The 24,473-nt window shown below is 65.7% G+C and carries 18 protein-coding genes; 14 read left to right on the top strand and 4 right to left on the bottom strand.

All coding sequences use genetic code 11. The annotated features are described in order from the left end of the window. Positions 1-134 precede the first annotated feature (134 nt). The 12 genes from ftsW (at position 135) to ligA (ending at position 17,378) form a co-directional block, all read left to right on the top strand. Complete coding sequence (ftsW, locus tag GGD65_RS09545) at positions 135-1,286, top strand: putative lipid II flippase FtsW (protein WP_018318676.1); 1,152 nt, start codon at positions 135-137, stop codon at positions 1,284-1,286. A 187-nt stretch (positions 1,287-1,473) separates the two neighbouring features. Then, a complete protein-coding gene (gene murG, locus GGD65_RS09550) occupies positions 1,474-2,574 on the top strand; it encodes an undecaprenyldiphospho-muramoylpentapeptide beta-N-acetylglucosaminyltransferase (protein ID WP_183235119.1) in 1,101 nt (366 codons plus the stop codon). Between the two features lie 124 nt (positions 2,575-2,698). After that, positions 2,699-4,102, top strand: a complete 1,404-nt coding sequence (murC, locus tag GGD65_RS09555; RefSeq protein WP_183235120.1) for a UDP-N-acetylmuramate--L-alanine ligase — start codon at positions 2,699-2,701, stop codon at positions 4,100-4,102. Between the two features lie 193 nt (positions 4,103-4,295). Then, positions 4,296-5,216: a UDP-N-acetylmuramate dehydrogenase gene (gene murB, locus GGD65_RS09560; RefSeq protein WP_183235121.1), complete on the top strand. Its 921-nt coding sequence runs from the start codon at positions 4,296-4,298 to the stop codon at positions 5,214-5,216. Between the two features lie 96 nt (positions 5,217-5,312). Then, positions 5,313-6,299 carry a D-alanine--D-alanine ligase gene (locus GGD65_RS09565; protein WP_183235122.1) on the top strand — a complete coding sequence of 329 codons (987 nt, stop codon included), beginning with the start codon at positions 5,313-5,315 and terminating at the stop codon, positions 6,297-6,299. Between the two features lie 349 nt (positions 6,300-6,648). Beyond that, positions 6,649-7,671 (top strand): cell division protein FtsQ/DivIB, encoded by a 1,023-nt coding sequence (locus GGD65_RS09570; RefSeq protein ID WP_018318681.1) that lies wholly within the window; start codon positions 6,649-6,651, stop codon positions 7,669-7,671. Beyond that, a complete protein-coding gene (ftsA, locus tag GGD65_RS09575) occupies positions 7,668-8,990 on the top strand; it encodes a cell division protein FtsA (protein ID WP_018318682.1) in 1,323 nt (440 codons plus the stop codon). Before GGD65_RS09570 ends, ftsA begins: the two co-directional genes overlap by 4 nt. Positions 8,991-9,077: 87 nt before the next feature. Continuing rightward, positions 9,078-10,877 carry a cell division protein FtsZ gene (gene ftsZ / locus GGD65_RS09580; protein WP_183235123.1) on the top strand — a complete coding sequence of 600 codons (1,800 nt, stop codon included), beginning with the start codon at positions 9,078-9,080 and terminating at the stop codon, positions 10,875-10,877. A 363-nt stretch (positions 10,878-11,240) separates the two neighbouring features. Next, positions 11,241-12,203 (top strand): UDP-3-O-acyl-N-acetylglucosamine deacetylase, encoded by a 963-nt coding sequence (gene lpxC, locus GGD65_RS09585; RefSeq protein WP_018318684.1) that lies wholly within the window; start codon positions 11,241-11,243, stop codon positions 12,201-12,203. A 246-nt stretch (positions 12,204-12,449) separates the two neighbouring features. Continuing rightward, positions 12,450-13,340: an outer membrane protein assembly factor BamD gene (locus tag GGD65_RS09590; protein WP_026202056.1), complete on the top strand. Its 891-nt coding sequence runs from the start codon at positions 12,450-12,452 to the stop codon at positions 13,338-13,340. 13 nt (positions 13,341-13,353) lie between these two features. Beyond that, on the top strand, positions 13,354-15,027 hold the full coding sequence (gene recN, locus GGD65_RS09595; RefSeq protein WP_018318686.1) for a DNA repair protein RecN: 1,674 nt from the start codon (positions 13,354-13,356) through the stop codon (positions 15,025-15,027). A 197-nt stretch (positions 15,028-15,224) separates the two neighbouring features. Beyond that, complete coding sequence (ligA, locus tag GGD65_RS09600; protein WP_183235124.1) at positions 15,225-17,378, top strand: NAD-dependent DNA ligase LigA; 2,154 nt, start codon at positions 15,225-15,227, stop codon at positions 17,376-17,378. A gap of 180 nt (positions 17,379-17,558) precedes the next feature. Here ligA and GGD65_RS09605 read toward each other — a convergent pair whose 3' ends face one another. Then, the gene (locus tag GGD65_RS09605; RefSeq protein WP_183235125.1) at positions 17,559-18,833 is read right to left on the bottom strand and encodes a multidrug effflux MFS transporter; all 1,275 of its coding nucleotides are present in this window, start codon (positions 18,831-18,833) and stop codon (positions 17,559-17,561) included. 189 nt (positions 18,834-19,022) lie between these two features. After that, positions 19,023-20,852 carry an aminopeptidase P family protein gene (locus GGD65_RS09610; RefSeq protein ID WP_183235126.1) on the bottom strand — a complete coding sequence of 610 codons (1,830 nt, stop codon included), beginning with the start codon at positions 20,850-20,852 and terminating at the stop codon, positions 19,023-19,025. 186 nt (positions 20,853-21,038) lie between these two features. On the opposite strand from GGD65_RS09610, the gene GGD65_RS09615 reads away from it, so the two are divergent. Next, positions 21,039-21,218, top strand: coding sequence for a hypothetical protein (locus GGD65_RS09615; RefSeq protein WP_018322541.1), 180 nt, complete (start codon positions 21,039-21,041; stop codon positions 21,216-21,218). A 125-nt stretch (positions 21,219-21,343) separates the two neighbouring features. Here the strand turns inward: GGD65_RS09615 and GGD65_RS09620 are convergent, their stop codons facing one another. Next, positions 21,344-22,231, bottom strand: a complete 888-nt coding sequence (locus GGD65_RS09620; protein ID WP_183235127.1) for a 50S ribosomal protein L11 methyltransferase — start codon at positions 22,229-22,231, stop codon at positions 21,344-21,346. A gap of 162 nt (positions 22,232-22,393) precedes the next feature. Here GGD65_RS09620 and GGD65_RS09625 point away from each other — a divergent pair, with 162 nt between their 5' ends. Further along, positions 22,394-22,549 carry a Flp family type IVb pilin gene (locus GGD65_RS09625; RefSeq protein ID WP_018322539.1) on the top strand — a complete coding sequence of 52 codons (156 nt, stop codon included), beginning with the start codon at positions 22,394-22,396 and terminating at the stop codon, positions 22,547-22,549. Positions 22,550-22,821: 272 nt separating this feature from the next. On the opposite strand, the gene GGD65_RS09630 is transcribed toward GGD65_RS09625, so the two are convergent. Next, positions 22,822-24,432, bottom strand: a complete 1,611-nt coding sequence (locus tag GGD65_RS09630; protein ID WP_183235128.1) for an NAD(P)/FAD-dependent oxidoreductase — start codon at positions 24,430-24,432, stop codon at positions 22,822-22,824. Between the last annotated feature and the right edge of the window lie 41 nt (positions 24,433-24,473).

A 24,473-nucleotide genomic window follows, 5' to 3' on the forward strand; every position in this document is an offset into this window, starting at 1 on the left:
GCCCCGCCTTCGCGGGGCATGACGAGCATGTGTGGTGGTGCTGCGCACTATCTCCAATGTTATCGACTTCCTTAACCCTGCGGTAACCAACCTCGGCGACCAATGGACGGACCTCTGTCCGAAAGCGGCCGCCCATGCTCTCCCGTGAAGAACGCACCCCCTTTTCCGAGTGGTGGTGGACCGTCGACAAGCCGCTGATGGGCGCCATTTTGGCGCTGATGCTGACCGGGGTGATCCTGTCGCTGGCGGCAAGTCCGCCGGTTGCGACCCGCATCGGGCTCGATCCGTTCCATTTCTTCAGCCGCCACGTCCTGTTCCTGCTCCCGTCCTGCCTGGTGCTGCTTGGGGTGTCCTTCCTGTCGCCACGCGCAATCCGCCGCTCGGCCCTGATCATCTTCGCGGCGAGCATCATCCTGATCGTGCTCACGCTCGCGATCGGCCCGGAGGTGAAGGGCTCGCGGCGCTGGATCACGCTGCTCGGAGTCAACATCCAGGCCTCCGAAATCGCGAAGCCGTCGTTTGTCGTGATCGCCGCCTGGCTGTTCGCGGAATCGACCAAGCGGCCGGAGATGCCGGCGACCTCGATGGCGCTGGTGCTGCTTATGATGCTGGTCGCGCTGCTGGTGATGGAGCCGGACTTCGGTCAGACCATGCTGATCCTGATGGTGTGGGGTTCGCTGTTCTTCATCGCGGGCATGCGCATGATCTGGGTGTTTGGCCTGGCGGGCCTCGGGGCGGCCGGCCTGTTCAGCGCATATCTGTTCGTCCCGCACGTCGCAGGCCGCATCAAGCGCTTCATGAACCCGGCCTCGGGCGACACCTTCCAGGTCGATACCGCCATGGAGGCCTTCTACAACGGCGGCTGGTTCGGGCTCGGGCCGGGCGAGGGCATCGCCAAGCGCAGCCTGCCGGACAGCCACACCGACTTCGTGTTCGCGGTCGCGGCCGAAGAGTTCGGCATCATCCTGTGCCTGGCGATGCTGACGCTGTTCGCCTTCGTCGTCATCCGCACGCTGTCGCGCGCCTATGCCAATGAGGACATGTTCTCGCGCTTCGCCGCCTCGGGTCTTGCGATCCTGTTCGGCGTGCAGGCCGCGATCAACATGTCGGTGAACCTCCAGCTCATCCCCGCCAAGGGCATGACGCTGCCGTTCATCTCCTATGGCGGCTCCTCGATCGTGTCGCTCGCCTATGGCGTCGGCATGATGCTGGCCCTGACGCGGCTTCGCCCACGCACAGAGGTCGAGGCCAGCGGCCATGCCGACGCGATGCGGAGTTACGCGTAGCTGCTCTCGTGTCCCGGACAAGCGCAGCGCAGAGCCGGGACCCAGAATGCCGCACCCATATCGCAGATTGGGCCCCGGTCAGCAGCGCACCACGCTGTGAAGGGCGGCGTGCTGCGCTGCGCCCGGGGCACGAGCATCGTGTGGCCGGCTCGCAATGACTGAAAACTCCCTGTAAAACTCCCCGACCATGGACAATTCCCCCCTGATTCTTCTCGCCGCGGGCGGCACTGGCGGCCATCTGTTTCCGGCCGAGGCACTCGGCGTCGAACTGATCCGGCGCGGCTTTCGCGTCCGCCTCGTCACGGATGAGCGCGCGCTACGTTACAGCGGGCTGTTCAGCAAGGACATGATCGACGTCGTTTCGAGCGAGACCGCACGCGGCCGCAATCCGCTCCAGCTCGCCTATGCCGGGCTCACGCTCGCGGCCGGCACGCTGTCAGCCTACGCCCTGATCAAGCGCTTGAAGCCGGTCGCCGTCGTCGGCTTCGGCGGCTATCCGACGCTGCCGCCGCTGGTCGCTGCCAAATTCGCCGGCGTACCCGGCATTATTCACGACGCCAACGCGGTGCTCGGCCGCGCCAACCGGTTCCTCTCGGGCCGCGTACGCGCGATCGCGACGTCGCTGCCCGGCGTGCTCGACCGCGATCCGGCGCTATCAGGCAAGACCACGACGGTCGGCACGCCGATGCGCCCGGCGGTGCTCGCCGCGGCTGCCGTGCCTTACGCTGCGCCCGAGGTGAACGGCCCGCTGCGGCTGCTCGTCGTCGGCGGCAGTCAAGGCGCGCGCATCATGGCCGATATCGTGCCCGGTGCGATCGAGCGGCTCGAGCCTGCGCTGTGGAGCCGGCTCATGCTGACCCAGCAGGTGCGGGACGAGGACATGGCGCGTGTGCGCGCAGTCTATGACAAGCTCAAGATCAAGGTGGAGCTGGCGCCGTTCTTCACCGATTTGCCGGCACGGCTCGCTTCAAACCATCTCGTGGTATCGCGCTCCGGCGCCGGCACGGTGGCCGAGCTCGCAGCGATTGGCCGGCCCTCGATCCTGGTGCCGCTGCCGGGTTCGATCGACCAGGACCAGTTCGCCAATGCCGGCGTGCTGGTCAAGGTCGACGGCGCGATCCGCATCCCGCAGACCGAGTTCACCTCCGACCGGTTGGCGTCCGAAATCTCCGCCTTCGCCGCCGAGCCTGCGCGCCTTGCCGCCATGGCGCAGGCCGCCCGCGGCGCCGGTCGGCTCGACGCCGCCGAGCGACTGGCTGATCTGGTGGTCAAGGTCGCGGGAATCTGACGCGAAAAAGCCCTTGTCTTCGCCTTCTAAAGCGGGGCATCCAGTAGGAAAGGCGCGCGGCTGATTTGGCCGTGACCTTCGCCAGATGCCGCCTGCGCAAGGCGGCGAGGTCAGGGAACACAGCATGAGACTGCCGCGCGAGATCGGACCCATCCACTTCGTCGGGATCGGCGGGATCGGCATGAGTGGGATCGCCGAGGTGCTGGTCAATCTCGGCTATGCCGTGCAGGGCTCGGACGCTTCCGACAATTACAATCTCGACCGCCTCCGCAAGAAGGGCGCGAAAGTCTCGGTCGGCCACAAGGCCGAGAATGTCGACGGCGCCGAGGTCGTGGTCGTGTCCACCGCGATCAAGCGCGACAATCCGGAACTGATGGCCGCGCGCGAACGGCGCATTCCCGTGGTGCGCCGCGCCGAGATGCTGGCCGAGCTGATGCGGCTGAAGAGCTGCGTCGCCATCGCCGGCACTCATGGCAAGACCACCACGACGACGATGGTCGCAACGCTGCTCGATGCCGGCGGGCTCGATCCCACCGTGATCAACGGCGGCATCATCAACGCCTATGGCTCCAACGCGCGCCTTGGCGCGGGCGACTGGATGGTGGTGGAAGCCGACGAGAGCGACGGCACCTTCCTGAAGCTGCCGACCGATGTCGCCATCGTCACCAATGTCGACCCCGAGCATCTCGATCACTTCAAGACCTTCGAGGCCGTGCAGGACGCCTTCCGTCATTTCGTCGAGAACCTGCCGTTCTACGGCTTTGCGGTGATGTGCATCGATCATCCCATTGTGCAGAGCCTCGTCGGCAAGATCGAGGACCGCCGCATCATCACCTATGGCGAGAATCCGCAGGCCGATGCGCGGCTCGTCGATCTGACCCCGATGGGCGGCGGATCGAAATTCAAGGTCGCGTTCCGCGATCGCAAGACCGGAGCCGTGCACGAGATTCCGGATTTGATGCTGCCGATGCCGGGACGTCACAACGCCTCCAACGCGACGGCGGCGATTGCTGTCGCGCGCGAGCTCGGCGTGTCCGACGAAGCAATCCGCAAGGCGATCGCCGGCTTCGGCGGTGTCAAGCGCCGCTTCACCAAGACCGGCGAATGGAACGGCGTCACCGTGATCGATGATTACGGCCACCATCCGGTCGAGATCGCGGCGGTGCTGAAGGCGGCGCGGGAATCCACCAGCGGCAAGATCATCGCCGTGGTGCAGCCGCATCGCTACACCCGCCTGCAATCGCTGTTCGAGGAATTCTGCACCTGCTTCAACGATGCCGATGCGGTCGTTGTCGCCGACGTCTATGCCGCCGGCGAAGCGCCGATCGATGGCATCGACCGCGATCATTTCGTCACGGGCCTGCGCGCCCACGGCCATCGCGAGGTGGTCCCGCTGCCGAATGCCGGCGAGCTGGCCAATATCGTCCACGGCATCGCCAAGAGCGGCGATCTCGTCGTGTGCCTGGGAGCGGGCAACATCACGCAATGGGCATATGCCTTGCCGGATCAGTTGAAGGCGCTGGGGTGAGAATGCCGATGGGAGGCTTGCAGGCAGCCGCACGGCAAACTGCGCTCCCTCCCCCCTTGTGGGGGAGGGCGGGGGAGAGGGGTAGCCACAAACTCCGATCTCGCTTGGGGCTACCCCCCTCCCTGCCCCTCCCCCACAAGGGAGGAGGGAATGGAGAAAGCTTGCGTCCCTCACACGAGGTGAGTGTTCACGCATGACCTTCCCCGACATCACTCCCGCTCTCAAAGCCGCGATGCCGGAGCTGCGCGGGCGGCTGCTGGCCAACCAGTCGCTGGCCGAGCTGACCTGGTTTCGCGTCGGCGGTCCCGCGCAGGTGCTGTTCACGCCGGCGGATGAGGACGATCTCGCTTACTTCCTCGCGCATCTTTCTCCCGACGTTCCGGTCTATGTCGTCGGTGTCGGCTCCAATCTGATCGTGCGCGACGGCGGCATTGCGGGCGTCGTGATCCGCCTGGCGCCGCGCAGCTTTGGCGAGGCCAGCGCCAGCGGCGATATCGTCGCTGCCGGTGCAGCCACGCTCGACAAGCGCGTGGCGGAAGTGGCTGCATCCGCCAATATCGGCGGGCTCGAATTCTATTTCGGTATCCCCGGCACCATCGGCGGCGCGTTGCGCATGAATGCCGGCGCCAACGGCGGCGAGACCAAGGACGTATTGATCGAGGCGCGCGGCGTCGGGCGAGACGGCAGCAAGCACACCTTCTCCAACGCCGACATGAAGTTCGTCTACCGCAACAGCGGCGTCGATCCCTCCATCATCTTCACCTCCGCGCGCTTTCGCGGCGAGATCAGGGATAGTGAGGCGATCCGCGCGCGCATGGCGGAAGTGCAGTCCCATCGCGAGACCGCGCAGCCGATCCGCGAAAAGACCGGCGGCTCGACCTTCAAGAATCCGCCCGGCCATTCCGCCTGGAAGCTGGTGGATGCCGCCGGCTGCCGCGGCTTGCGCGTCGGCGGCGCGCAGGTCTCCGAGATGCACTGCAATTTCCTGATCAACACGGGCGATGCCACCGCACACGACATCGAGACGCTGGGCGAGACCGTGCGCGAACGCGTGAAGGCAAATTCCGGAATTGAGCTACACTGGGAAATCAAGCGGATTGGGGTTTCCCCCTAACAGTCATTCCGGGGGCGCGCGGCGCAACCCGGAATCTCGAGATTCCGGGTCTGGTGCTTGCGCACCATCCCGGAATGACAAAGCACGAGGCAGCGAATGCGCATCACCATCCTCTTCGGCGGCTCCAACCGCGAGCGCCTGGTTTCGGTCGCCTCGGCCCAGGCCCTGCATCAGGCATTGCCCGAGGCTGATCTGTGGTGGTGGGACGTCGAGGACAAGGTGCATGTGGTGCAGTCCAAGCAGCTGCTCGAACATGCCCGCCCCTTCGAGGACGAGTTCTTGCCCGGAACGCGCGGCATCCCGCTTGCGCAGGCGCTCGACCAGGCCAAGGCCGAGGATCGGGTGCTGGTGCTCGGCCTGCATGGCGGGCGCGCCGAGAACGGTGAATTGCAGGTGATGTGCGAAGCGCGCGGCGTGCCCTTCACCGGCTCCGGCTCGGCCTCCTCGCATCTGGCCTTCGACAAGATCGCGGCCAAGCATTTCGCCGCGCTCGGTGGCGTGACGCCGCCGGCAAACATTGCGCTCGACAACATCGACGAGGCTTTTGCCCAATACGGAAGGTTGATCGCAAAGCCGGCGCGCGATGGATCGAGCTATGGCCTGATCTTCGTCAACGCCAAGCAGGATCTCGTCGCCGTCCGCAACGCGGCCAAGCACGAAGAGTACGTCATCGAGCCCTACATCGCCGGCGTCGAGGCGACCTGCGGCGTGCTGGAGCGCACCGATGGTTCGATCATGTCGCTGCCGCCGATCGAGATCATTCCGGGCGACGGCAATTTCGATTACGCTGCAAAATATCTCCTGAAGTCGACCCAGGAGATCTGCCCCGGTCGTTTCGCACCCGAGATCACCGCGGCGCTGCAGGCGCAGGCGATGCTGGCGCACCGCGCGATGTCCTGCGCCGGCTATTCCCGGTCGGACTTCATCGTCTCGGACAAGGGCCTCGTCTATCTCGAGACCAACACGCTGCCCGGGCTGACCAAGTCCTCGCTCTACCCCAAGGCGCTGAAAGCCGAGGGCATCGAATTCGTCGACTTCCTGCGCGGCCTGGTGGAGCTCGCCGGGCAGCGCGTGCGGAAATAATTAGGACTGGTTAACGGCCGAATCGGCCAAACGGGCCAGTTTGGGGTCCAAAACCGGTAAAATGCCGGACATCGCGGCATAAATGCCTCACGTCGCGGGGCAAAATGCGCCGGACGTTAACGAACTTTACCTTTTGTTTACCAGGACGTCCGAAGGTTAACGCTGGCGGCGCATATGGCGCTTTGGCTGCCGGCGCGTGAGCTGTCGGGGGTGATGTCACCTCCAGCGAACGCTTTGAAGGGGAGAGGCTTCTTCTGCTGAAGACCAGCACCCGGCCCGGCACGTCGAAGACGTCATGTTCGCCAGGATCCGCGCGATGTCGCGGGCAAACTGTTGACGAGCTCGTGCAATGGATGGAGCAGGAAGCCTCACCCGGTCGTTTTTCAGATCGCTGAGGCCCCAAGCTGACCTGAAGGCGGCCGCTGTCGGAGCGGTCGTGCTTCTGCGCGAGTGGCTGCAGGACAAGCGCCAGCAAAGACTTCACGCCGCGCGTGCTGCCGCCAAGATCAAGGCCAAGGCCATCATCGAGCGTGAGCCGCCGCCGCGCGTGGTCGCATTGGTGGAGCGCTATCTGCCCCGCCGGGTCGGGATCAGCATGACCGTGCTGCTTTTGATCGGCAGCACCGGCTTCGGCATCGTCAAGGGCGGCCATCTCCAGGATTTCATCACCGCGGTCAGCGATGCCCGCAACGCGCTGGCCAATTCCGCCGGGTTCCGCATCACTTCCGTCGTGATCAACGGCCGCAAGCATCTGACCCAGGACGAGATCCTGGCCATCGGCGGCGTCAGCGGCCGTTCCTCGCTGCTGTTCCTCGATGCTGACGCGGTGCGCGACAAGCTCAAGGCCAATCCGTGGATCGCGGATGCGACCGTGCTGAAGCTCTATCCGGGCCAGCTGATGATCGAGCTCACCGAGCGCAAGGCATTCGCGCTGTGGCAGGAGGCCGGCCGGCTCTCGGTCATCGCCGATGACGGCGCCGTGCTCGAACCCTATGTCTCGCGCCGCTTCCTGTCGCTGCCGCTCGTGGTCGGCAAGGGCGCCGAGACCCAGGCCCGCGATTTCCTCGCGCTGCTGGCGCGCTATCCGCAGGTCAACTCGATCACCAAGGCCGCGATCTTCGTCGGTGAGCGGCGCTGGAACCTGAGGCTCAAGGACGGTCTCGACATCCGTCTGCCCGAGCAGGACGTCGGCAACGCGCTGGCGATGCTGTCCAAGCTCGACAAGGAGGACAGGCTGTTCTCGCGCGACATCGTCGCCGTCGACATGCGCCTGCCTGATCGCCTGGTGGTGCAGCTGTCCGAGGACGCCGCCAAGGCGCGCGAAGAGCTGTTCAAGGACAAGAAGAAAAAGAAGGCCGGGGATTCCGCATGACCGGTCTTGATCGCACCCAGACCCCGAAGACGCGCCCGATGCCGCACAAGCGCGGCGGCCTCGTCGCCTGCCTCGACATCGGCACCAGCAAGATCGCCTGCATGATCGCGCGGCTGAAGCCGTCGCCGCCGAGCGAGGCGCTGCGCGGCCGCACCCATGCGGTGGAACTGATCGGTTACAGCCAGATCCAGTCGCGCGGGATGAAGGCCGGCGCGGTGATCGACCTTACCGAATGCGAGCAGGCCGTGCGCCAGGCCGTCGCGCTCGCGGAGAAAATGGCCAAGGTGCGGGTCGAGTCCGTGCTGCTCTCGGTCTCCGGCGGCCGGCTTTCCGGCCAACTGGTCGAAGCCGCCGCAGATATCCGTGGTGGCGCCGTGACGCAGGCCGATGTCAGCCGCGTCACCTCGACCGGCATGCGTCACGCCACCGGCGAAGGCCGCACCGTGCTGCACGCGCTGCCGGTCGGCTACACGCTCGACGGCGTCAAGGGCATCCGCGATCCCCGCGGCATGGTTGCGCATCAGTTCGGCGTCGACATGAACGTCGTTACTTGCGACGCCACCGTGGCGCGGAACCTGATGCTGGCGGTGGAGCGCTGCCACATCAATGTCGAAGCCATGGCGGCCAGCCCTTACGTCGCCGGATTGTCGGTGCTGACCGACGACGAGGCCGATCTCGGCGCCGCCGTTGTCGAGATGGGCGCCGGCACCACTACGATTGCCGTTTATTCAGGCGGCCGTTTCGTGCATGCGGCGGGTTTTGCGGTCGGCGGGCAACACATCACGATGGATCTTGCGCGCGGACTCTCCGCGACCATTGCCGATGCCGAGCGAATCAAGACGTTATACGGGACCGTCATCACCGGCGGATCGGACTCGCGTGAGCTGATGTCAGTGCCGACAGCCGGTGACGAGCAGGATCTGCCGCAGATCGTCTCCCGCGCCACCATCGCCAACATCGTCAAGCACCGTGCCGAGGAAGTCTTCGAAATGGTTCGGGACAAGCTGAAGGATTCGCCCTTCGCCTCAGAGCCCAACGGCCGGGTCGTGCTCTCGGGCGGCGCCTCGCAGCTGACCGGCCTCGTCGAACTCGGCACCCAGATTCTCGGCCGGCCCGTGCGGGTCGGACGTCCGCTCGGCTTCGGCCGGCTGCCCAACGAGGCGAAGAACGCCGCGTTCGCGGTGCCGGCCGGACTCCTCGTCTACCCGCAATATGTTCACCACGAACATGTCGAACCGCGGCATACGCGGCAGCAGGTCAAGACAGGGACCGGCGGTTATTTCGGAAAGGTCGGACGATGGCTACGCGAGGGCTTCTGATGATTCATTTCCGCAATTCCCGACTTTCACCAACTCCCGCGGCCGCCGGCCGGGGCGAACCCACGCGCGCGTGATCGAGAGGCAAACATGACCATCAGCATCAATGTTCCTGATATTCACGAACTGAAGCCCCGGATCACCGTGTTCGGCGTCGGTGGCGCCGGTGGCAACGCCGTCAACAACATGATCACGGCGGGCCTTCAGGGCGTCGATTTCGTGGTCGCCAACACCGACGCGCAGGCGCTGACGATGTCGAAGGCGCAGCGCATCGTGCAGATGGGCACGGCGGTCACGCAAGGCCTCGGCGCCGGCTCGCAGCCGAACGTCGGCGCGGCGGCGGCGGAAGAGGTGATTGACGAGCTGCGCGACCATCTCTCGGGCGCCAACATGGTGTTCGTCACCGCGGGCATGGGCGGCGGCACCGGTACCGGTGCAGCTCCTGTGATCGCCAAGACCGCGCGCGACATGGGAATCCTCACCGTCGGCGTCGTCACCAAGCCCTTCCACTTCGAGGGCGGCCGCCGCATGCGCACGGCCGAAGCCGGCATCAACGAGCTTCACAAGGTCGTGGATACGCTGCTGATCATCCCGAACCAGAACCTGTTCCGGGTCGCCAACGAGAAGACCACCTTCGCCGACGCCTTCGCGATGGCCGACCAGGTGCTGTACTCGGGCGTTGCCTGCATCACCGATCTGATGGTCAAGGAAGGCCTGATCAACCTCGACTTCGCCGACGTCCGCGCCGTCATGCGCGAGATGGGCAAGGCGATGATGGGCACCGGCGAAGCCTCCGGCGACAAGCGCGCGCTGACCGCCGCGGAAGCCGCGATCGCCAACCCGCTGATCGACGACAGCTCGATGAAGGGCGCCAAGGGCCTCCTCATCTCCATCACCGGCGGCAAGGACCTCACGCTGTTCGAGGTCGACGAAGCCGCGACCCGTATCCGCGAGGAAGTCGACCAGGACGCCAACATCATCGTCGGCGCGACCTTCGACGAAGCGCTTGACGGCCTGATCCGCGTCTCGGTCGTTGCCACCGGCATCGAGCAGGCCGCGATCGCCCGCAACAGCCAGGCGACCTCCGCCCCGGTTGCGAACGCGGCGCCGCAGGCGCAGCAGGCCCCCGCAGCTCCCGCCGTCGCCGCCGAGAGCCGTCTGGCCGACCTGACCGCGCGGCTCCGCGCCGACAATCAGCGTATGGCTGAGCGCGCCCAGAAGCTGGAAGGCCAGATTCCGGCCGCAGGCCCGGTCGCTGCCGCGCCGATGGCGCCCCGTCCGAATGTCGAGCGTGCCGCGCTCGCCGCCATCGCCGCCGCTGTTGCGGAGGTCCCGCAGGCGCCCGCGCCGATGCAGACCTATGGTGACGTCACCGTGCGCCCGATCGCGCAGAAGCCGACGCTGTTCCCGGAACCCGACATGGCCCCGATCGCGATGCAGGAGCCGATGACGCCGGAGAACTTCATTCCGCCGCAGGCCGAGCGTGCGCCGGTTCGTGCGCCGCGGATGCCGCGCCTCGATGAGCTGCCGATGCCGGCCCAGGCCGAGATTCGCCAGGCCCGCGGCGAGGTCGAGGAGGAGACCCCGCAGAAGACCCGCCTGTCGCTGCTGCAGCGCCTCGCCAATGTCGGCCTCGGCCGTCGCGACGAGGAAAGCGAGCCGCCGGTCGCTGCCCGCACCGCCGGTCCCGCGATGCCGCCGCTGCCCGAGCGCCGCCAGCAGAAGACCGTGGCGCAGCAGATCGCATCGAGCGAGCCGGTATCTGAGTATGCCCGCCGCCCCGCGCCGCAGGGTCTGGACATGCACGGCCGTCCGGCGCCTGTTGCGCCGGCGCCACAGGGCGACGACCATCTTGATATCCCGGCCTTCCTGCGGCGGCAGGCGACCTGAGGATTGTTACAATAAGGCAGACGAAAAAAGGTCCCGGCAACAAGCTTGCCGGGACCTTTCCTTTTGTCCCGTGCATGTCCGGATTGCGCAGACAAGCAACTGATTTTAAATCATTAATTACGTGTTTGGGTGTTCAGTCAAACTGCCGGAAGCGATCCAAAACCTCGGCGCAATTTGGTTAAGCCTTGGCGCGAATACGGCAGGTTTGGGGTAACAATCGGTAAAAAAGCGTGAGTTGGCGCTGTTTGAGGCAGTGACTATGGTTTGGCGTGACTTGGGGATACGGATTCGCAGGGGCCCGGCACTGGCCGGTCAAGTGAGTCCAGTATAAGTCGCAGTGGGTCGTAGTGGGGCGGGTTCCTGATGAAATTTAGCCGGCAAACAACGCTTCGTGCGCAAGCCTCCGTGGCAGGCGTAGGCGTTCACTCCGGTCTTCCCGTCACGCTCACCCTTGGGCCTGCGCCTGTCGACGCGGGTTTTATTTTTGTCCGCACCGGCCTCGAGGGAAGTGACCGCGAAGTTCAGGCGACCGCCGAGCAGGTGATCGCGACCGACTTCGCCACCGTCCTCGGCGATCGCAACGGTCCGCTGGTGTCCACCGCCGAGCACGTGCTTGCTGCACTGCGGGGTATGGGTGTCGACAACGCCACCATCGAGATCGACGGTCCCGAAGTGCCGATCATGGACGGCAGCGCGGCGGCCTTCATTGCGGCGATCGACCAGGCCGGCATCGTTACCCAGCCGGCGCAGCGCCGCTTCATCCAGGTTTTGAAGCCGATCTCGGTCAAGATCGGCGACTCCTTCGGCGAGATCAGGCCCTACGCCAATGGGTTCTGCGTCGAGGTCGAGATCGATTTCACCAATCCCGTCATCGGCCAGCAGAGCTACGCCTTCGAGCTCAACCCGGAGCGTTTCCGCCGCGAAGTCGGCCGAGCCCGGACCTTCGGTCTGATGAGTGACGTCGCGCGGCTCTGGAGCGCGGGCTATGCCCTCGGCGCCTCCTTCGACAACACCGTCGTGTTCGACGACGAGCGGCTGCTCAACACCGAGGGCCTGCGCTACGCCGATGAATGCGCCCGCCACAAGGTGCTGGACGTGATCGGCGACCTGTCGCTGGCCGGCCTGCCGCTGCTTGGCGCCTACCGTTCGGTGCGTGGCGGCCACAAGCTCAACCACGCTGTGCTGACCGCGCTGCTCGCCGACCGTACCGCCTGGCGGGTGGTCGAGGGCGAGGCAGCCCGCCGCACCACGCGCCCCGTGGGTGAGGTCGGTCGCGGTATCGTCGGCGGCCGGATCGCTGCGGCCTATGGGCCGGACGTGTCCTGAACAGAGCTGTTGCCGCCTGCCTCAGGCAGCGGCTTACCCCGGGAAACTCCTGGTAACCACGATCGGCTAGGATTGCGGCACGTTCGCCTTAATCCGGGCGAAATGCCTGCCTATCCGGTTGGTTAAAGATCGCTTTTCGGATACATCGGCGTGGTCGCATGGCAAGGCACCACGGTTACATTTCGCGCCCATGACGGGGTTCATGGGCTGGCGGCACCGCATCACAGGGCGTCAGGGCTTAAACTCATGTCGGCACAGCGTACGACGCGCGGATATTTCTCGGTCTCGTCGCGAGCCCGCGGGCTGCTTCAGGCCGTCACCTTCATGATGCTCGCGGTGCCGCTGGCCGGCTGCGGCACCGGCTCGCTCTGGGACAAGTTCACCGCCAAGGACGACACCTTCGTCGAGGAGCCCGCCGACAAGATCTACAATGAGGGCCTGTACCTCATGAACGAGAAGAAGGACATGAAGGCGGCGAACAAGAAGTTCGAAGAGGTCGACCGCCAGCATCCTTATTCCGACTGGGCCCGTAAATCGCTGCTGATGTCGGCCTATGCGTCCTACCAGGGCGGCGACTTCGACGGCTGCATCGGCGCTGCCACCCGCTACGTCACGCTGCATCCCGGCAGCCCGGATGCGGCCTATGCGCAATATCTGATCGCGGCCTCCCATTACGACCAGATCCCGGACACCAGCCGCGATCAGGCCCGCACCGAGAAGGCGATCGCCGCCCTTGAAGAGGTGGTGCGCAAATATCCGAACTCGGAATACGCGACATCCGCCAAGGCCAAGATCGAGGGTGCGCGCGACCAGCTTGCCGGCAAGGAAATGAATGTCGGCCGCTATTACGCGCAGAAGCGCGACTACACGGCTGCGATCAACCGCTACAAGACCGTCGTCACGCAGTACCAGACCACCCGCCATGTCGAGGAAGCGCTGTTCCGGCTGACCGAGGCCTATATGGCGATCGGCATTGTCGGCGAGGCGCAGACCGCGGCGGCCGTGCTTGGGCACAATTTTCCTGACAGCCGCTGGTACAAGGACGCCTATAATCTTGTAAAATCCGGCGGTCTCGAACCGAGCGAGAATCAGGGGTCCTGGATCAGCCGGACTTTCAAGAAGATGGGTCTCGGCTAGGAAATTTGGTTCCATGCTGGCGCGTCTGTCGATCCGTGACATCGTCCTGATCGAACGGCTCGATATCGAATTCGCCACCGGCCTTGCGGTTTTGACCGGCGAGACTGGTGCGGGCAAATCCATCCTGCTCGATGCCTTTGCGCTGGCACTCGGCGGCCGCGGCGACGCGGGCCTCGTGCGCCACGGCGTGGAGCAGGGGCAGGTGACCGCCGTGTTCGATGTCCCCAAGAATCACCCCGCGACGAAAATCCTCGCCGAGAACGGCCTCGAGGACACCGGCGAGATGATTCTCCGCCGCGTGCAGCTCGCCGACGGCCGCACCCGGGCCTTCATCAACGACCAGTCGATCAGCGTGCAGACGCTGAAGGCGGTCGGCGCCGCCCTGGTGGAGATCCACGGCCAGCATGACGAGCGTGCGCTGGTCGATGCCGCGACCCACCGCCGCCTGCTCGACGCGTTCGCCGGCCTGGAGAAGGACGTCGCCGCGGTCGAAACGCTCTGGGACGCACGCCGCACCGCCAACACCGCGCTGGAGGAGCATCGCTCCGCCATGGAGCGCGCCGCGCGGGAGGCCGACTATCTGCGCCACGCCTCCGCCGAGCTGAAGCAGCTCGCGCCCAAGGACGGCGAGGAAACCTCGCTCGCCAACCGCCGCACCACCATGATGCAGGGCGAGAAGATCGCCTCCGATTTGCGCGAGGCGCAGGAGGCTGTCGGTGGCCACCATTCGCCGGTTTCGACGCTGTCGGCGGCGGTACGCCGGCTGGAACGCCGCGGCGTCAATTCGCCCGCACTGGTCGAGCCGGCCGTGAAGGCGATCGACATGGCGATCAACGCGCTGGAGGAAGCCGACCAGCATCTGCAGGCGGCACTCGCCGCGACCGATTTCGATCCGGCCGAGCTCGAACGCATCGAGGAGCGCCTGTTCGCGCTGAGGGCCGCCTCGCGCAAATATTCGACGCCGGTCGACGGGCTAGCCGCGCTGGCCGCCAAATACGCCGCCGACGTCGTGCTGATCGATGCCGGCGCCTCGCGGCTGAAAAAGCTGGAGCAGGCCGCGATCGAGGCAGATAGCCGCTATGCCGCCGCCGCCAAGAAGCTGTCGCTGGTGCGGCAGAAATCGGCTGAGAAGCTCAACAAGGCGGTCAACGCCGAGCTGGCGCCGCTCAAGCTCGAACGCGCCAGGTTCATGACGCAGGTCGCGACCGATGAGGCAGCTCCGGGCCCGCAAGGCTTCGACCGCGTCGAGTTCTGGGTGCAGACCAATCCGGGCACCAAGGCAGGACCGATGATGAAGGTCGCCTCCGGCGGCGAGCTGTCGCGCTTCCTGCTCGCGCTCAAGGTCGTGCTGTCCGACCGCGGTTCGGCGCCGACGCTGGTGTTCGACGAGATCGACACCGGCGTGGGCGGTGCGGTCGCCGACGCTATCGGCGGGCGCCTGGCGCGGCTTGCCGGCAAGGTGCAGGTGATGGCCGTGACCCACGCCCCACAGGTCGCCGCCCGCGCCGACCAGCACCTCCTGATCTCCAAGGATGCCCTCGACAAGGGCAAGCGCGTCGCCACCCGCGTCAATGCGCTGGCCGCCGACCACCGCCGCGAGGAGATCGCGCGCATGCTGGCGGGGGCAGAGATTACGGCCGAGGCGAGGGCGGCGGCGGAGAGGCTGCTGAAGGCGGCGACGGCTTGATTGTGTGTCCCGGACGCGGCGCAGCGCGTAGCGCTGCTCCGCAGAGCCGGGACCCAGATTTCTGCCACGTGGGCCCCGGCTCTGCAGCGCACCGCACCGGATGATGCTCCGCATCGCCGGGAGCGCTGCGCTGCGTCCGGGGCACGAGATTTCCACACGCCTTTACCGTGCTACCCGCTCCGTCGTATCCAAGCACCATGGTCAGAGCAGCAAAATCCAAAACAACACCGCTTCGCGACGTCGCCGACCTCACCAAGGCCCAGGCCAAGGTCGAGCACATGCGGCTGGCGCTGGAGATCGAGGGGCACAACGAGCGCTACTATCAGGAGGACGCGCCCACCGTCACCGACGCCGAGTACGACGCGCTGCGCCAACGCTTCAATGCGATCGAGAAGCGCTTTCCTGAATTCGTCACCGCGGACTCGCCCTCTCAGAAGGTCGGCGCAGCGCCGTCAGGCCGCTTCAAGAAGGTCCGGCATTCCGTTCCCATGCTGTCGCTCGACAACGCCTTTGCGGAGGAGGACGTGCGCGACTTCGTCGGCCGCATCGTGCGCTTCCTGAAGCTCGACGACGACAAGGTCAATTTCTCCGCCGAGCCGAAGATCGACGGCCTCTCGATGTCGTTGCGCTACGAGGGTGGCGAGCTCGTCACTGCGGCGACGCGCGGGGACGGTGCGGTCGGCGAGGATGTCACTGCCAACATCCGCACGCTCGAAGACGTACCGCAAAAGCTGAAGGGCCGGAACATCCCCGATATCTGCGAGGTCCGCGGCGAGGTCTACATGACCAAGAGGGCGTTCCTCGCGCTCAACGAGCGGCAGAAGGCGGCGGGCGATACCATCTTCGCCAATCCGCGCAATTCGGCTGCCGGCTCGCTCCGGCAGAAGGACCCGACCATCACCGCCTCGCGTCCCCTCGGCTTCTTCGCCTATGCGTGGGGGCAGATGAGCGCGATGCCGGAAGCGACGCAGAGCGGCATGATCGACTGGTTCGAGCGCTGCGGCTTCAAGACCAATCCGCTGACCAAGCTGTGTCACTCCGTCGAGGAGCTGATCGCGTTCCACCAGAGCATCGAGGAAGAGCGCGCCGAGCTCGACTACGACATCGACGGCGTTGTCTACAAGGTCGACCGCATCGACTGGCAGGAGCGGCTCGGCTTCGTCTCGCGCACGCCGCGCTGGGGCATCGCGCACAAATTCCCGGCCGAGCGGGCCATGACCGTGCTGCGCGACATCGAGATTCAGGTCGGTCGCACCGGCTCGTTCACGCCGGTCGGCAAGCTCGAGCCGGTCGGCGTCGGCGGCGTGATCGTGCAAAACGTCACGCTGCACAACGAGGACTATATCAAGGGCATCGGCAACAAGGGCGAGGTGCTGCGCGAGGGGCGCGATATCAGGATCGGCGACACCGTCGTGGTCCAGCGCGCCGGCGACGTGATTCCGCAGATCGTGGATGTCGTCCTCGACAAGCGGCCGAAGAGCGCCAGGGAATTCTCTTTCCCGAAGAAGTGCCCGTGCCCGCTGCACACCGACGTCGTCCGCGGCGCAACCGCAGCCGGCGAGGAGGAATCCCGCGCCCGTTGTAGCGGCGAGTTCGCCTGCCCCTATCAGAAGGTCGAGCACCTCAAGCTGTTCGTCTCGCGCCGTGCGTTCGACATCGACGGTTTAGGGGAGAAGCAGCTGCAGTATTTCTTCGACGAGGGATGGGTCAAGGAGCCCGCCGACATCTTCACGCTGGAGAAGCGCAACGCGAAGCTGAAACTCGAGGAGATCGAGGGCTACGGTGCCACCTCGGTGCGCAATCTGTTCGGCGCCATCGAGAGCCGGCGCACAATCGCGCTCGAACGCTTCATTTATGCGCTCGGCATGCGTCATGTCGGCGAGACCACGGCGCTGGCGCTGGCACGCGGCTATGGCTCTTGGGACGCCTTCCACGACGCCTGCCTCAAGATCGCTCACGGCGACGAGGAGGCGATGGCCGACATGGACGCGCTCGACCAGATCGGCGACACCGTGATCAAGAGCATCGCCGATTATTTCGGCGAGAGCCACAACCGCGGCATCGTCGAGCGGCTGACCAAGGAAGTCGAGATCGTCGACGCCGAGAAGCCAAAGAGCAACTCGGCCGTCGCCGGCAAGACGGTGGTGTTCACGGGCTCGCTGGAGAAGATGACGCGCGACGAGGCCAAGGCGACTGCAGAGCGCTTAGGGGCAAAGGTGTCGGGCTCGGTGTCGAAGAAGACCGATCTCGTCGTCGCCGGCCCCGGCGCGGGCTCGAAGCTTGCAGAGGCCAACAAGCACGGCGTCAAGGTGCTGACTGAGGACGAGTGGCTGACGCTGATCGGGGAGTGAGGTTTCTTCCTTCTCCCCTTGTGGGAGAAGGTGGCGCGAAGCGCCGGATGAGGGGTCGTATCCACAAACTCGACTGAGAGTGATCTGCGTGGAGAGAGACCCCTCACCCGTCTCGCCGCTCCGCGGCGAGCCACCCTCTCACACAAGGGCAGAGGGGAAGGGTAACGCGCATAGCCTCCCTCACATCATCCCGCTCTCTTCCTCTTCCGCCTGCTTGATCAGCGTCTCGCTCACCGTCATCTCGCGGCGGGGGACGACGAAGATCATCACGCAAGCACAGAGCAGCGAGATCGCGAGGACTGCGGCGGTGAGTGGCAGCGTCGTTGCGGAGTGGCCGCCGAGATAGGCGCCGAATTGCGACATCAGCGCGCCGATGCCCTGCTGGAGGAAGCCCATCGCACCCGACGCGGTGCCGGCGGCCTCGGGGCGGATGCTGATGGCGCCGGCGGCCGAATTCGCCATCACGAAGGCATTGCCGGCCATCACGATCATCTGCGTGCCGAACAGCCAGGCCGGCGCCTCGTTCCAGCCGACCAAACTCCAGAGCAGGTTCGCAAGGCTGCCGGCGAGCTGAAGGGCGAGCCCGAACCAGATCAGCTTTTCCAGCGAATGCCGCGGCGCAAAGCGTACGCAGAGCAGATTGCCGACGAGAAATGCAAAGCCCGAGGTCGCGAACCAGGCGCCGTATTCGGCGCTGCTGCGGCCCATCTGCGTCACCACGATGTAGGGGCCGCCGCCCGCGAAGGTGAAGATGATCTGCGAGGCCAGCACCTGGCACATCACATAGCCGACGAAAGCGCGGTTGCGGATCAAGATGCCGACGTCGCCGCGGAAGCCGCTGCCGGCGGCGCGGCTGCGCCGCGTTTCGGGCAGCGCCACCGCGATGCCGGCGGCGACAATGATCGCGGCGATGGTGATGGCGTAGAAGATCGCGCGCCAGCCGAACGCGGTCTCGATCAGGCCGCCGGTGAGCGGCGAAACCATCTGCCCGATCATCAGTGCCGCGACCACGAGGCTGATCATCGAGGCGACGCGGTCGCGCTCGTAGATGTCGCGGATGATGGCGCGACTGATCACCATGCCGGAGGCGCCGCCGAGCGCCTGGAAAAAGCGCGCGGCAATCAATTGCGGCAAGGTCTCGGCGAAGATGCACGCGACGCTTGCCACGACCATCAGCGCCAGCCCTCCGAGCAGCACAGGGCGTCGTCCGAACCGGTCGGACAGCGGTCCCATGATGAGCTGCGACAGCGCGATGCCGACCATGTAGAGCGACACCGTCATCTGCGCGATCGAGATGTCGCTGCCGAAATTCGTCGCCAGCACCGGCAGTGCCGGAACCAGGATATAAAGAGAGATCGGCGCGATCCCGGTCATCACGACCAGCAACAGCAGCACCAGGTGCGATGTCGCGAGGTTGGCCGCCGCTCCCGGCGGCTTGCTGATCATGCCGTGCATTGGTGTCCGTCTTTCGAGTTCGAATCGACTGTAGCGCGCTCGCGCAAGACGGATATCGGCGTTTCGGAATGCGGCTATACGGATTCCGGGATGGTTATGCTGGAGGCGCGATATTCGCTTTAGCCTCCGTGTCGGGAAAACAGCGTTGCGCAAACGGCGTAGCGCCATGCGCGCTGCGGCAGGGTGACCCTACGCCTTCAGCTCTGCCGTCGCCTGATCGAGCCAGGTCTGTGTCGCCTCGTCCAGCGCGGGCCGTACCTCGGCCCGGACGCGCGCGTGGTAGGCGTTGAGCCAGCCGAGCTCGTCGCGGCTCAGCATCGCGACATCGATGAGGCGGCGGTCGATCGGCGCCAGCGTCAACGTCTCAAACGCGTTCATCGGCTTCTCGGCGCCCTTGATGTCGGCGGCCACCACCAGCTCGAGGTTCTCGATGCGGATGCCGAAACCGTCGGTCTTGTAGTAGCCGGGCTCGTTGGAGAGGATCATGCCGCGCTTCAGCGGCGTGGTGCCGAGCTTCGAGATCCGCGCCGGCCCTTCATGCACCGAGAGATAGCTGCCGACGCCGTGACCGGTGCCGTGCTCGAAATCGACGCCGGCGGCCCAGAGATATTGCCGCGCCAGCGTGTCGAGCTGCGCGCCCGTGGTGCCGTCCGGAAAGACGGCGCGCGCGATCGCGATATGGCCGCGCAGCACGCGGGTGAAACGGTCGCGCATCTCGTCCGTCGGCTCGCCCACGGCCATGGTGCGGGTGACGTCGGTGGTGCCGTCTTCGTACTGCGCGCCGGAATCGATCAGCAGCAGATCGCCGGGCGCGATCCGCCGGTTGCTCTTGCGGGTGACGCGGTAGTGCACGATGGCGCCGTTCGGGCCGGTGCCGGAGATGGTGGGAAACGACACGTCCCTGAGCGCGCCGGTGTCGCGGCGGAACGTCTCCAGCGCCTCGACTGCGTCGATCTCGGTGAGCTTGCCGCTTGCGGCCTCGCGGTCGATGAAGGCGAGGAAGCGTGCCAGCGCCACGGCGTCACGCACATGGGCCGTCTTTGTGCCCTTGATCTCGGTCGCGTTCTTGACTGCCTTGAGCAGCGCAATCGGATCGCTGCCGCGCACCGGCTTGCCGCCGGCGCCCGCGATCAGGCGGCTGAGCGCATCGGCCGCTGTGGCACCGTCGAGCGCGATCGCAGCGCCGCTTTTGGCCAGCGCCATCAGCGTCGGCACCATCGCATCGGGCTCGCGCACGTCGGCGGACTGCTCGAGATGGTCGCGCGTGAGGTTGGAGAGTTTTCGATGGTCGATGAAGATGGTGGGGCGACCGTCCTTCGGCACCAGCGCATAGGACAGCGGTAGCGGCGTGTGCGCGACGTCGGCGCCGCGGATGTTGAAGGTCCAGGCCACCGCGTGGCTGTCCGATAGCACCAGCGCGTCGACGCCGAGCTTGACGATCTCGGCTCTGATCTGCGTCAGCTTCTCGGCTTCAGTGACGCCGGCATTCTGCAGACTGTGCACGGCGACGGGGGCGATCGGCGGCTGCGGGCGGTCCTGCCAGACCGCGTCGATTGGATTGCTGTCGACGGCGACCAGCTCGGCGCCGGCCTTGGCGCAGGCGGCGGACAGGCGCTCGGCTGCCGCAAAAGTGTGCAGCCACGGATCAAATCCGAGGCGGTCACCGGCTTTCAGATGCGCGGACACCCAGCTTTCCGGCGGCGGATCGATCAGCGATTCCACGGCCCAGGCCTTCGTGTCGACCTGCTTGGCGGCCTGAAGCGTATAGCGGCCGTCGACGAACAATGCGGCCTCCTGGGTCAGCACCACCGCGAGTCCCGCCGAGCCCGTGAAGCCGGTCAGCCAGGCCAGCCGCTCTTCGGACGGCGGCACATATTCGTTCTGCTGCTGATCGGCGCGCGGGATCACGAAGCCGGTCAGCTTGCGGCGGGCGAGTTCTTCGCGAAGGGCGGCGAGCCGCGCCGTCAATGCGACGCCGGCCTCCGGCTCCTCGAATGTCTGGAAGTGTGCTTCGAACATGGTGGATCACTTTAGGATCATGGGGACGAGTCCGCAATCTGGACGCATTCGCATCGCATCTGGCATGGACTGTGCTTGAATGGTTCCATTCGAATTGAGTGGAGTAAAGGATGCGGCAGTTGCGCTTCGTCCGGATGACAGGGAAATTCGAGCAGGTGGTTCATCTCAACGGCGAGGGGACACACGATGCCAGCGTTCACGTTTGAGAAGATTACGCCGCCGGTGCGTCGCGCCCCGACTGCGGCGGCACCGAAGAAGCCGCGCGGCGTCATGCGCCAGATGATCGACCGTATCGCCGAGCGTCGCGCGAGGCGTAGCTTGCAGGACGAGCCTCCGATGCGGCGGGACGAGAAGCCCGCGGAGTAGCGCGGCGGAATTTCGTGAGATGGGTTAGCCGAAGGCGTAACCCACCACGTCTCTGCCCGCGGTGACAAAAGAGGTGGGTTACGCCGAGCGATTGCGCTTTTGCGCAATCGCAGGGCTAACCAACCCTACGACATCTTCCGCAGCAACAGGCTGCTCCACCCCTCGATCCGCAGATGCTTCAACGGCACGAGGCCGCGCGCGCGGTAGGCGGCGATCACGGCCGGGGCCTGGTGCGTCAACAGGCCGGAGAGGATGACGTGTGCGCCGGGCGCGAGATGCCGCGCCATCGGGCCCGCGAGTTGCCTGAGCGGGTTGGCGAGGATGTTGGCCAGCACCAGGTCGAATGGGCCGGCCTTTTCGAAATCCGGCGCGGCGAAGCCGGTGGCGCGTATTACGCGGACCTGGTTGCCGACCTCGTTCATTACCGCGTTCTCGGCCGCCACCCGCACCGACGGCGGGTCGATGTCGGAGGCGAGCACCGCGCGATGCAGCGCCTTCGCCGCCGCGATGCCGAGGACGCCGGTTCCGGTACCGAGGTCGAGCAGGTTCCTCGGACGGGAACTCTTAAGGACATGGTCAAGCAGCAGTAAACAGCCACGGGTGGTGCCGTGGTGGCCGGTGCCGAAGGCGAGCGCCGCCTCGATCTCGATGGCGAGCTTGTTCGGCGCCACGCGGTCGCGGTCATGGCTGCCGTGTACGACGAAGCGCCCGGCCGGGACCGGGACGAGATCTTCCAGGCTGGCCTTGACCCAGTCCTTGGCCTCGACCGTGTCGAAGAGAAGCGTCGCGGCGATCGCATTTCCTGCTGAAGTTGCAACGAGTTCGCGTAGCCAAGCCTGATCGGGCGCCTCGGCGAAATGGAGCGTGACGTCCCATGGTCCGTCGGGCCGCTCGAAGGCGGCAACCGCCGCATCGCCGTCGAAAAACACCTCGGTGAGCACGTCGACGACGCGCCTGGCGTCGGCCTCGCTGCCGATCGAAAAGCTGGCGCGATGGGTGGGAGAAGGCTGCATTCAGGGTTCCGTTGAGTTCAATTTTTGGAGCTTTCGTCGCCATTTTTCCGCATAAGTTGCGGTTCCCGGTTAACCGGGCTGTAGGTTGCGCCCCGTATCTTTGCGGATGTCGAAACCAACCAACACAGCTTGGAATTGAAACGGAGGCGAGTTTTGAAGCGCATGGTTCAAAAGTTCTGGTCGGACGAGTCCGGCGCAACCGCGATCGAGTACGGCCTGATTGCCGCAGGTATCGCTCTGGCGATCATCACCGTGGTGAACAGCTTGGGCGTCACCCTGAACGACAAGTTCACTTCGATTAGCAGCTCCTTGAAGTAATTTCCGCCTCCATTTCCCAGCGGGGGCTATTTTTCTTTGAGGTTTTTCCTGATCACCGCCCGCGAGGGGATACCCTGGCGGGCGAGGTCGTTTTCGGGCGAGCGTTCTCAGTGATCTTCACAAATTGTCCACCGCTTGCCGGGACGCCGTCCACCCGCTTGTCCCGCGATTGTCCACCGGCTTTCCCCAAGTTCAGTCCCGGCGTTCTGGCCCATGTATCCTCGGTCTGACCACAGATCATTCAACGGCCAGTCCACAGCTCATCCACAGACCTATCCACGGCTTCCGAACAGCGACCGGTGATCTCTCAAGATCGTCTGCGCGGCGTTATGGCCGGGAGCGCCGGTGACGCCGCCGCCGGGATGGGCGCCGGAGCCGCAATGGTAGAGGCCCTTCAACGGCCCGCGATAATCGGCATGGCCCAGCATCGGCCGCGCCGAGAACAGCTGGTTCAGCGTCAGCGCGCCATGGAAGATATCGCCGCCGAGGAGGCCGAACTGCCGTTCGAGATCGAGCGGGGACAGGATCTGGCGGCCCAGCACACTCGCCGCAAAACCCGGCGCGTATTTGTCCACCGTCGCGATCATGAGATCGGCGACCTCGTCGCGATGGTCGTCCCACGACTTTCCATCGGGAAGCTCCGGCGCGACGTGCTGGCAGAACAGGCTGGCGACGTGCTTTCCAGCTGGGGCCAGCGTGTCATCGAGCGTCGAGGGGATCAGCATCTCGACGACCGGCTCCCGGCTCCAGCCCTGCGCCCGCGCATCGAGATAAGCGCGGTCCATGTAGCCGAGGCTCGGCGCCAGGATGATGCCGGAGCTGAGATGATCGCCCTCGCCCGGCAGCGCCGTGAAGGAGGGCAGGCGGTCCAGCGCAACGTTCATGCGGAAGGTGCCGGAGCCGTTCTTCCAGTGCCGGATGCGGGCGAGGAAGTCCGCAGGGAGCGCGTCGGCCGCGACCAGCCGCGTGTAAAGCAGCTTTGGATTGACATTGACCGCGACATATTTGGCGCGGATGGTTGAACCGTTCTCCAGCACGATTCCGACGGCGCGGTCGCGCTCGACGATGATCTCACGGACGCCGGCATCGGTGTCGATCATGACGCCCCGATCACGCGCTGTGCGCGCCATTGCCTGCGTGATCGCGCCCATGCCGCCGATGGCGTGGCCCCAGACCCCCTTCTTGCCGTTCACCTCGCCGAAGGCGTGATGCAGCATCACATAGGCCGAGCCGGCGGCGTAGGGGCTGGCATAGTTGCCGACGATGGCGTCGAAGCCGAACAGGGCCTTGACCAGATCATGCTCGAAGCGCTCGTCCAGCATCTCGCCGGCCGAGCGGGTGAAGAGATCGAGCAGGCTCCGGCTCTGTTCCAGCGTGAGACCACGCAGGATGTTGGCGGTCTTCCAGGCGTTGACGCCTTCGCGAACGGCCGCTGTGCCGAAGCCGTCGACGAGGTTCGGCGGCGCGCGGAGCACGAACTGCCGCAGCACGTCGGCGATGTCTTCCAGCTCGCGCGAAAATCCGTCAAGCGCGTCTGCGTCATGCGCGCTCAGCCGCGCGACTGATGCCTTTGTCCGCCCTTCGCCGGTGAGGAGATAGCTGGCATCCGGCGCGGGCAGAAAGTTCTGGGCGCGCCGTTCGACGATCCGCAGGCCCTGTTCAGTGAGCTTGAGGTCGCGGATCACTTGCGGATTGAGCAGGCTCACAGTGTAGGCCGCGACCGAATTGCGGAATCCGGGGTGAAACTCCTCCGTGACTGCGGCGCCGCCGACCACCTTGCGGCGCTCGACCACGCGCACGCGCAGGCCCGCCATCGCGAGATAGGCGGCGCAAGTGAGGCCGTTATGGCCAGCGCCAATGATGACGACGTCGGTTTCGGTCATGATTTCCCTGGCGTCATTCCGGGGCGATGCGCAGCATCGAA

The sequence above is a fragment of the Bradyrhizobium sp. CIR18 genome, assembly GCF_014198295.1.
GTDB lineage: Bacteria > Pseudomonadota > Alphaproteobacteria > Rhizobiales > Xanthobacteraceae > Bradyrhizobium.

Bases quoted from the DNA above. Each gene is read 5' to 3' on its own strand.
- murC (WP_183235120.1), top strand. From the start codon at position 2,699: ATGAGACTGCCGCGCGAGATCGGACCCATCCACTTCGTCGGGATCGGC.
- GGD65_RS09625 (WP_018322539.1), top strand. From the start codon at position 22,394: ATGGTTCAAAAGTTCTGGTCGGACGAGTCCGGCGCAACCGCGATCGAG.
- GGD65_RS09565 (WP_183235122.1), top strand. From the start codon at position 5,313: ATGCGCATCACCATCCTCTTCGGCGGCTCCAACCGCGAGCGCCTGGTT.
- GGD65_RS09590 (WP_026202056.1), top strand. From the start codon at position 12,450: ATGTCGGCACAGCGTACGACGCGCGGATATTTCTCGGTCTCGTCGCGA.
- GGD65_RS09605 (WP_183235125.1), bottom strand. From the start codon at position 18,833: ATGCACGGCATGATCAGCAAGCCGCCGGGAGCGGCGGCCAACCTCGCG.
- GGD65_RS09630 (WP_183235128.1), bottom strand. From the start codon at position 24,432: ATGACCGAAACCGACGTCGTCATCATTGGCGCTGGCCATAACGGCCTC.
- GGD65_RS09620 (WP_183235127.1), bottom strand. From the start codon at position 22,231: ATGCAGCCTTCTCCCACCCATCGCGCCAGCTTTTCGATCGGCAGCGAG.
- murG (WP_183235119.1), top strand. From the start codon at position 1,474: ATGGACAATTCCCCCCTGATTCTTCTCGCCGCGGGCGGCACTGGCGGC.
- GGD65_RS09615 (WP_018322541.1), top strand. From the start codon at position 21,039: ATGCCAGCGTTCACGTTTGAGAAGATTACGCCGCCGGTGCGTCGCGCC.
- GGD65_RS09570 (WP_018318681.1), top strand. From the start codon at position 6,649: ATGGATGGAGCAGGAAGCCTCACCCGGTCGTTTTTCAGATCGCTGAGG.
- GGD65_RS09610 (WP_183235126.1), bottom strand. From the start codon at position 20,852: ATGTTCGAAGCACACTTCCAGACATTCGAGGAGCCGGAGGCCGGCGTC.
- lpxC (WP_018318684.1), top strand. From the start codon at position 11,241: ATGAAATTTAGCCGGCAAACAACGCTTCGTGCGCAAGCCTCCGTGGCA.
- murB (WP_183235121.1), top strand. From the start codon at position 4,296: ATGACCTTCCCCGACATCACTCCCGCTCTCAAAGCCGCGATGCCGGAG.
- recN (WP_018318686.1), top strand. From the start codon at position 13,354: ATGCTGGCGCGTCTGTCGATCCGTGACATCGTCCTGATCGAACGGCTC.
- ftsW (WP_018318676.1), top strand. From the start codon at position 135: ATGCTCTCCCGTGAAGAACGCACCCCCTTTTCCGAGTGGTGGTGGACC.
- ftsA (WP_018318682.1), top strand. From the start codon at position 7,668: ATGACCGGTCTTGATCGCACCCAGACCCCGAAGACGCGCCCGATGCCG.
- ligA (WP_183235124.1), top strand. From the start codon at position 15,225: ATGGTCAGAGCAGCAAAATCCAAAACAACACCGCTTCGCGACGTCGCC.
- ftsZ (WP_183235123.1), top strand. From the start codon at position 9,078: ATGACCATCAGCATCAATGTTCCTGATATTCACGAACTGAAGCCCCGG.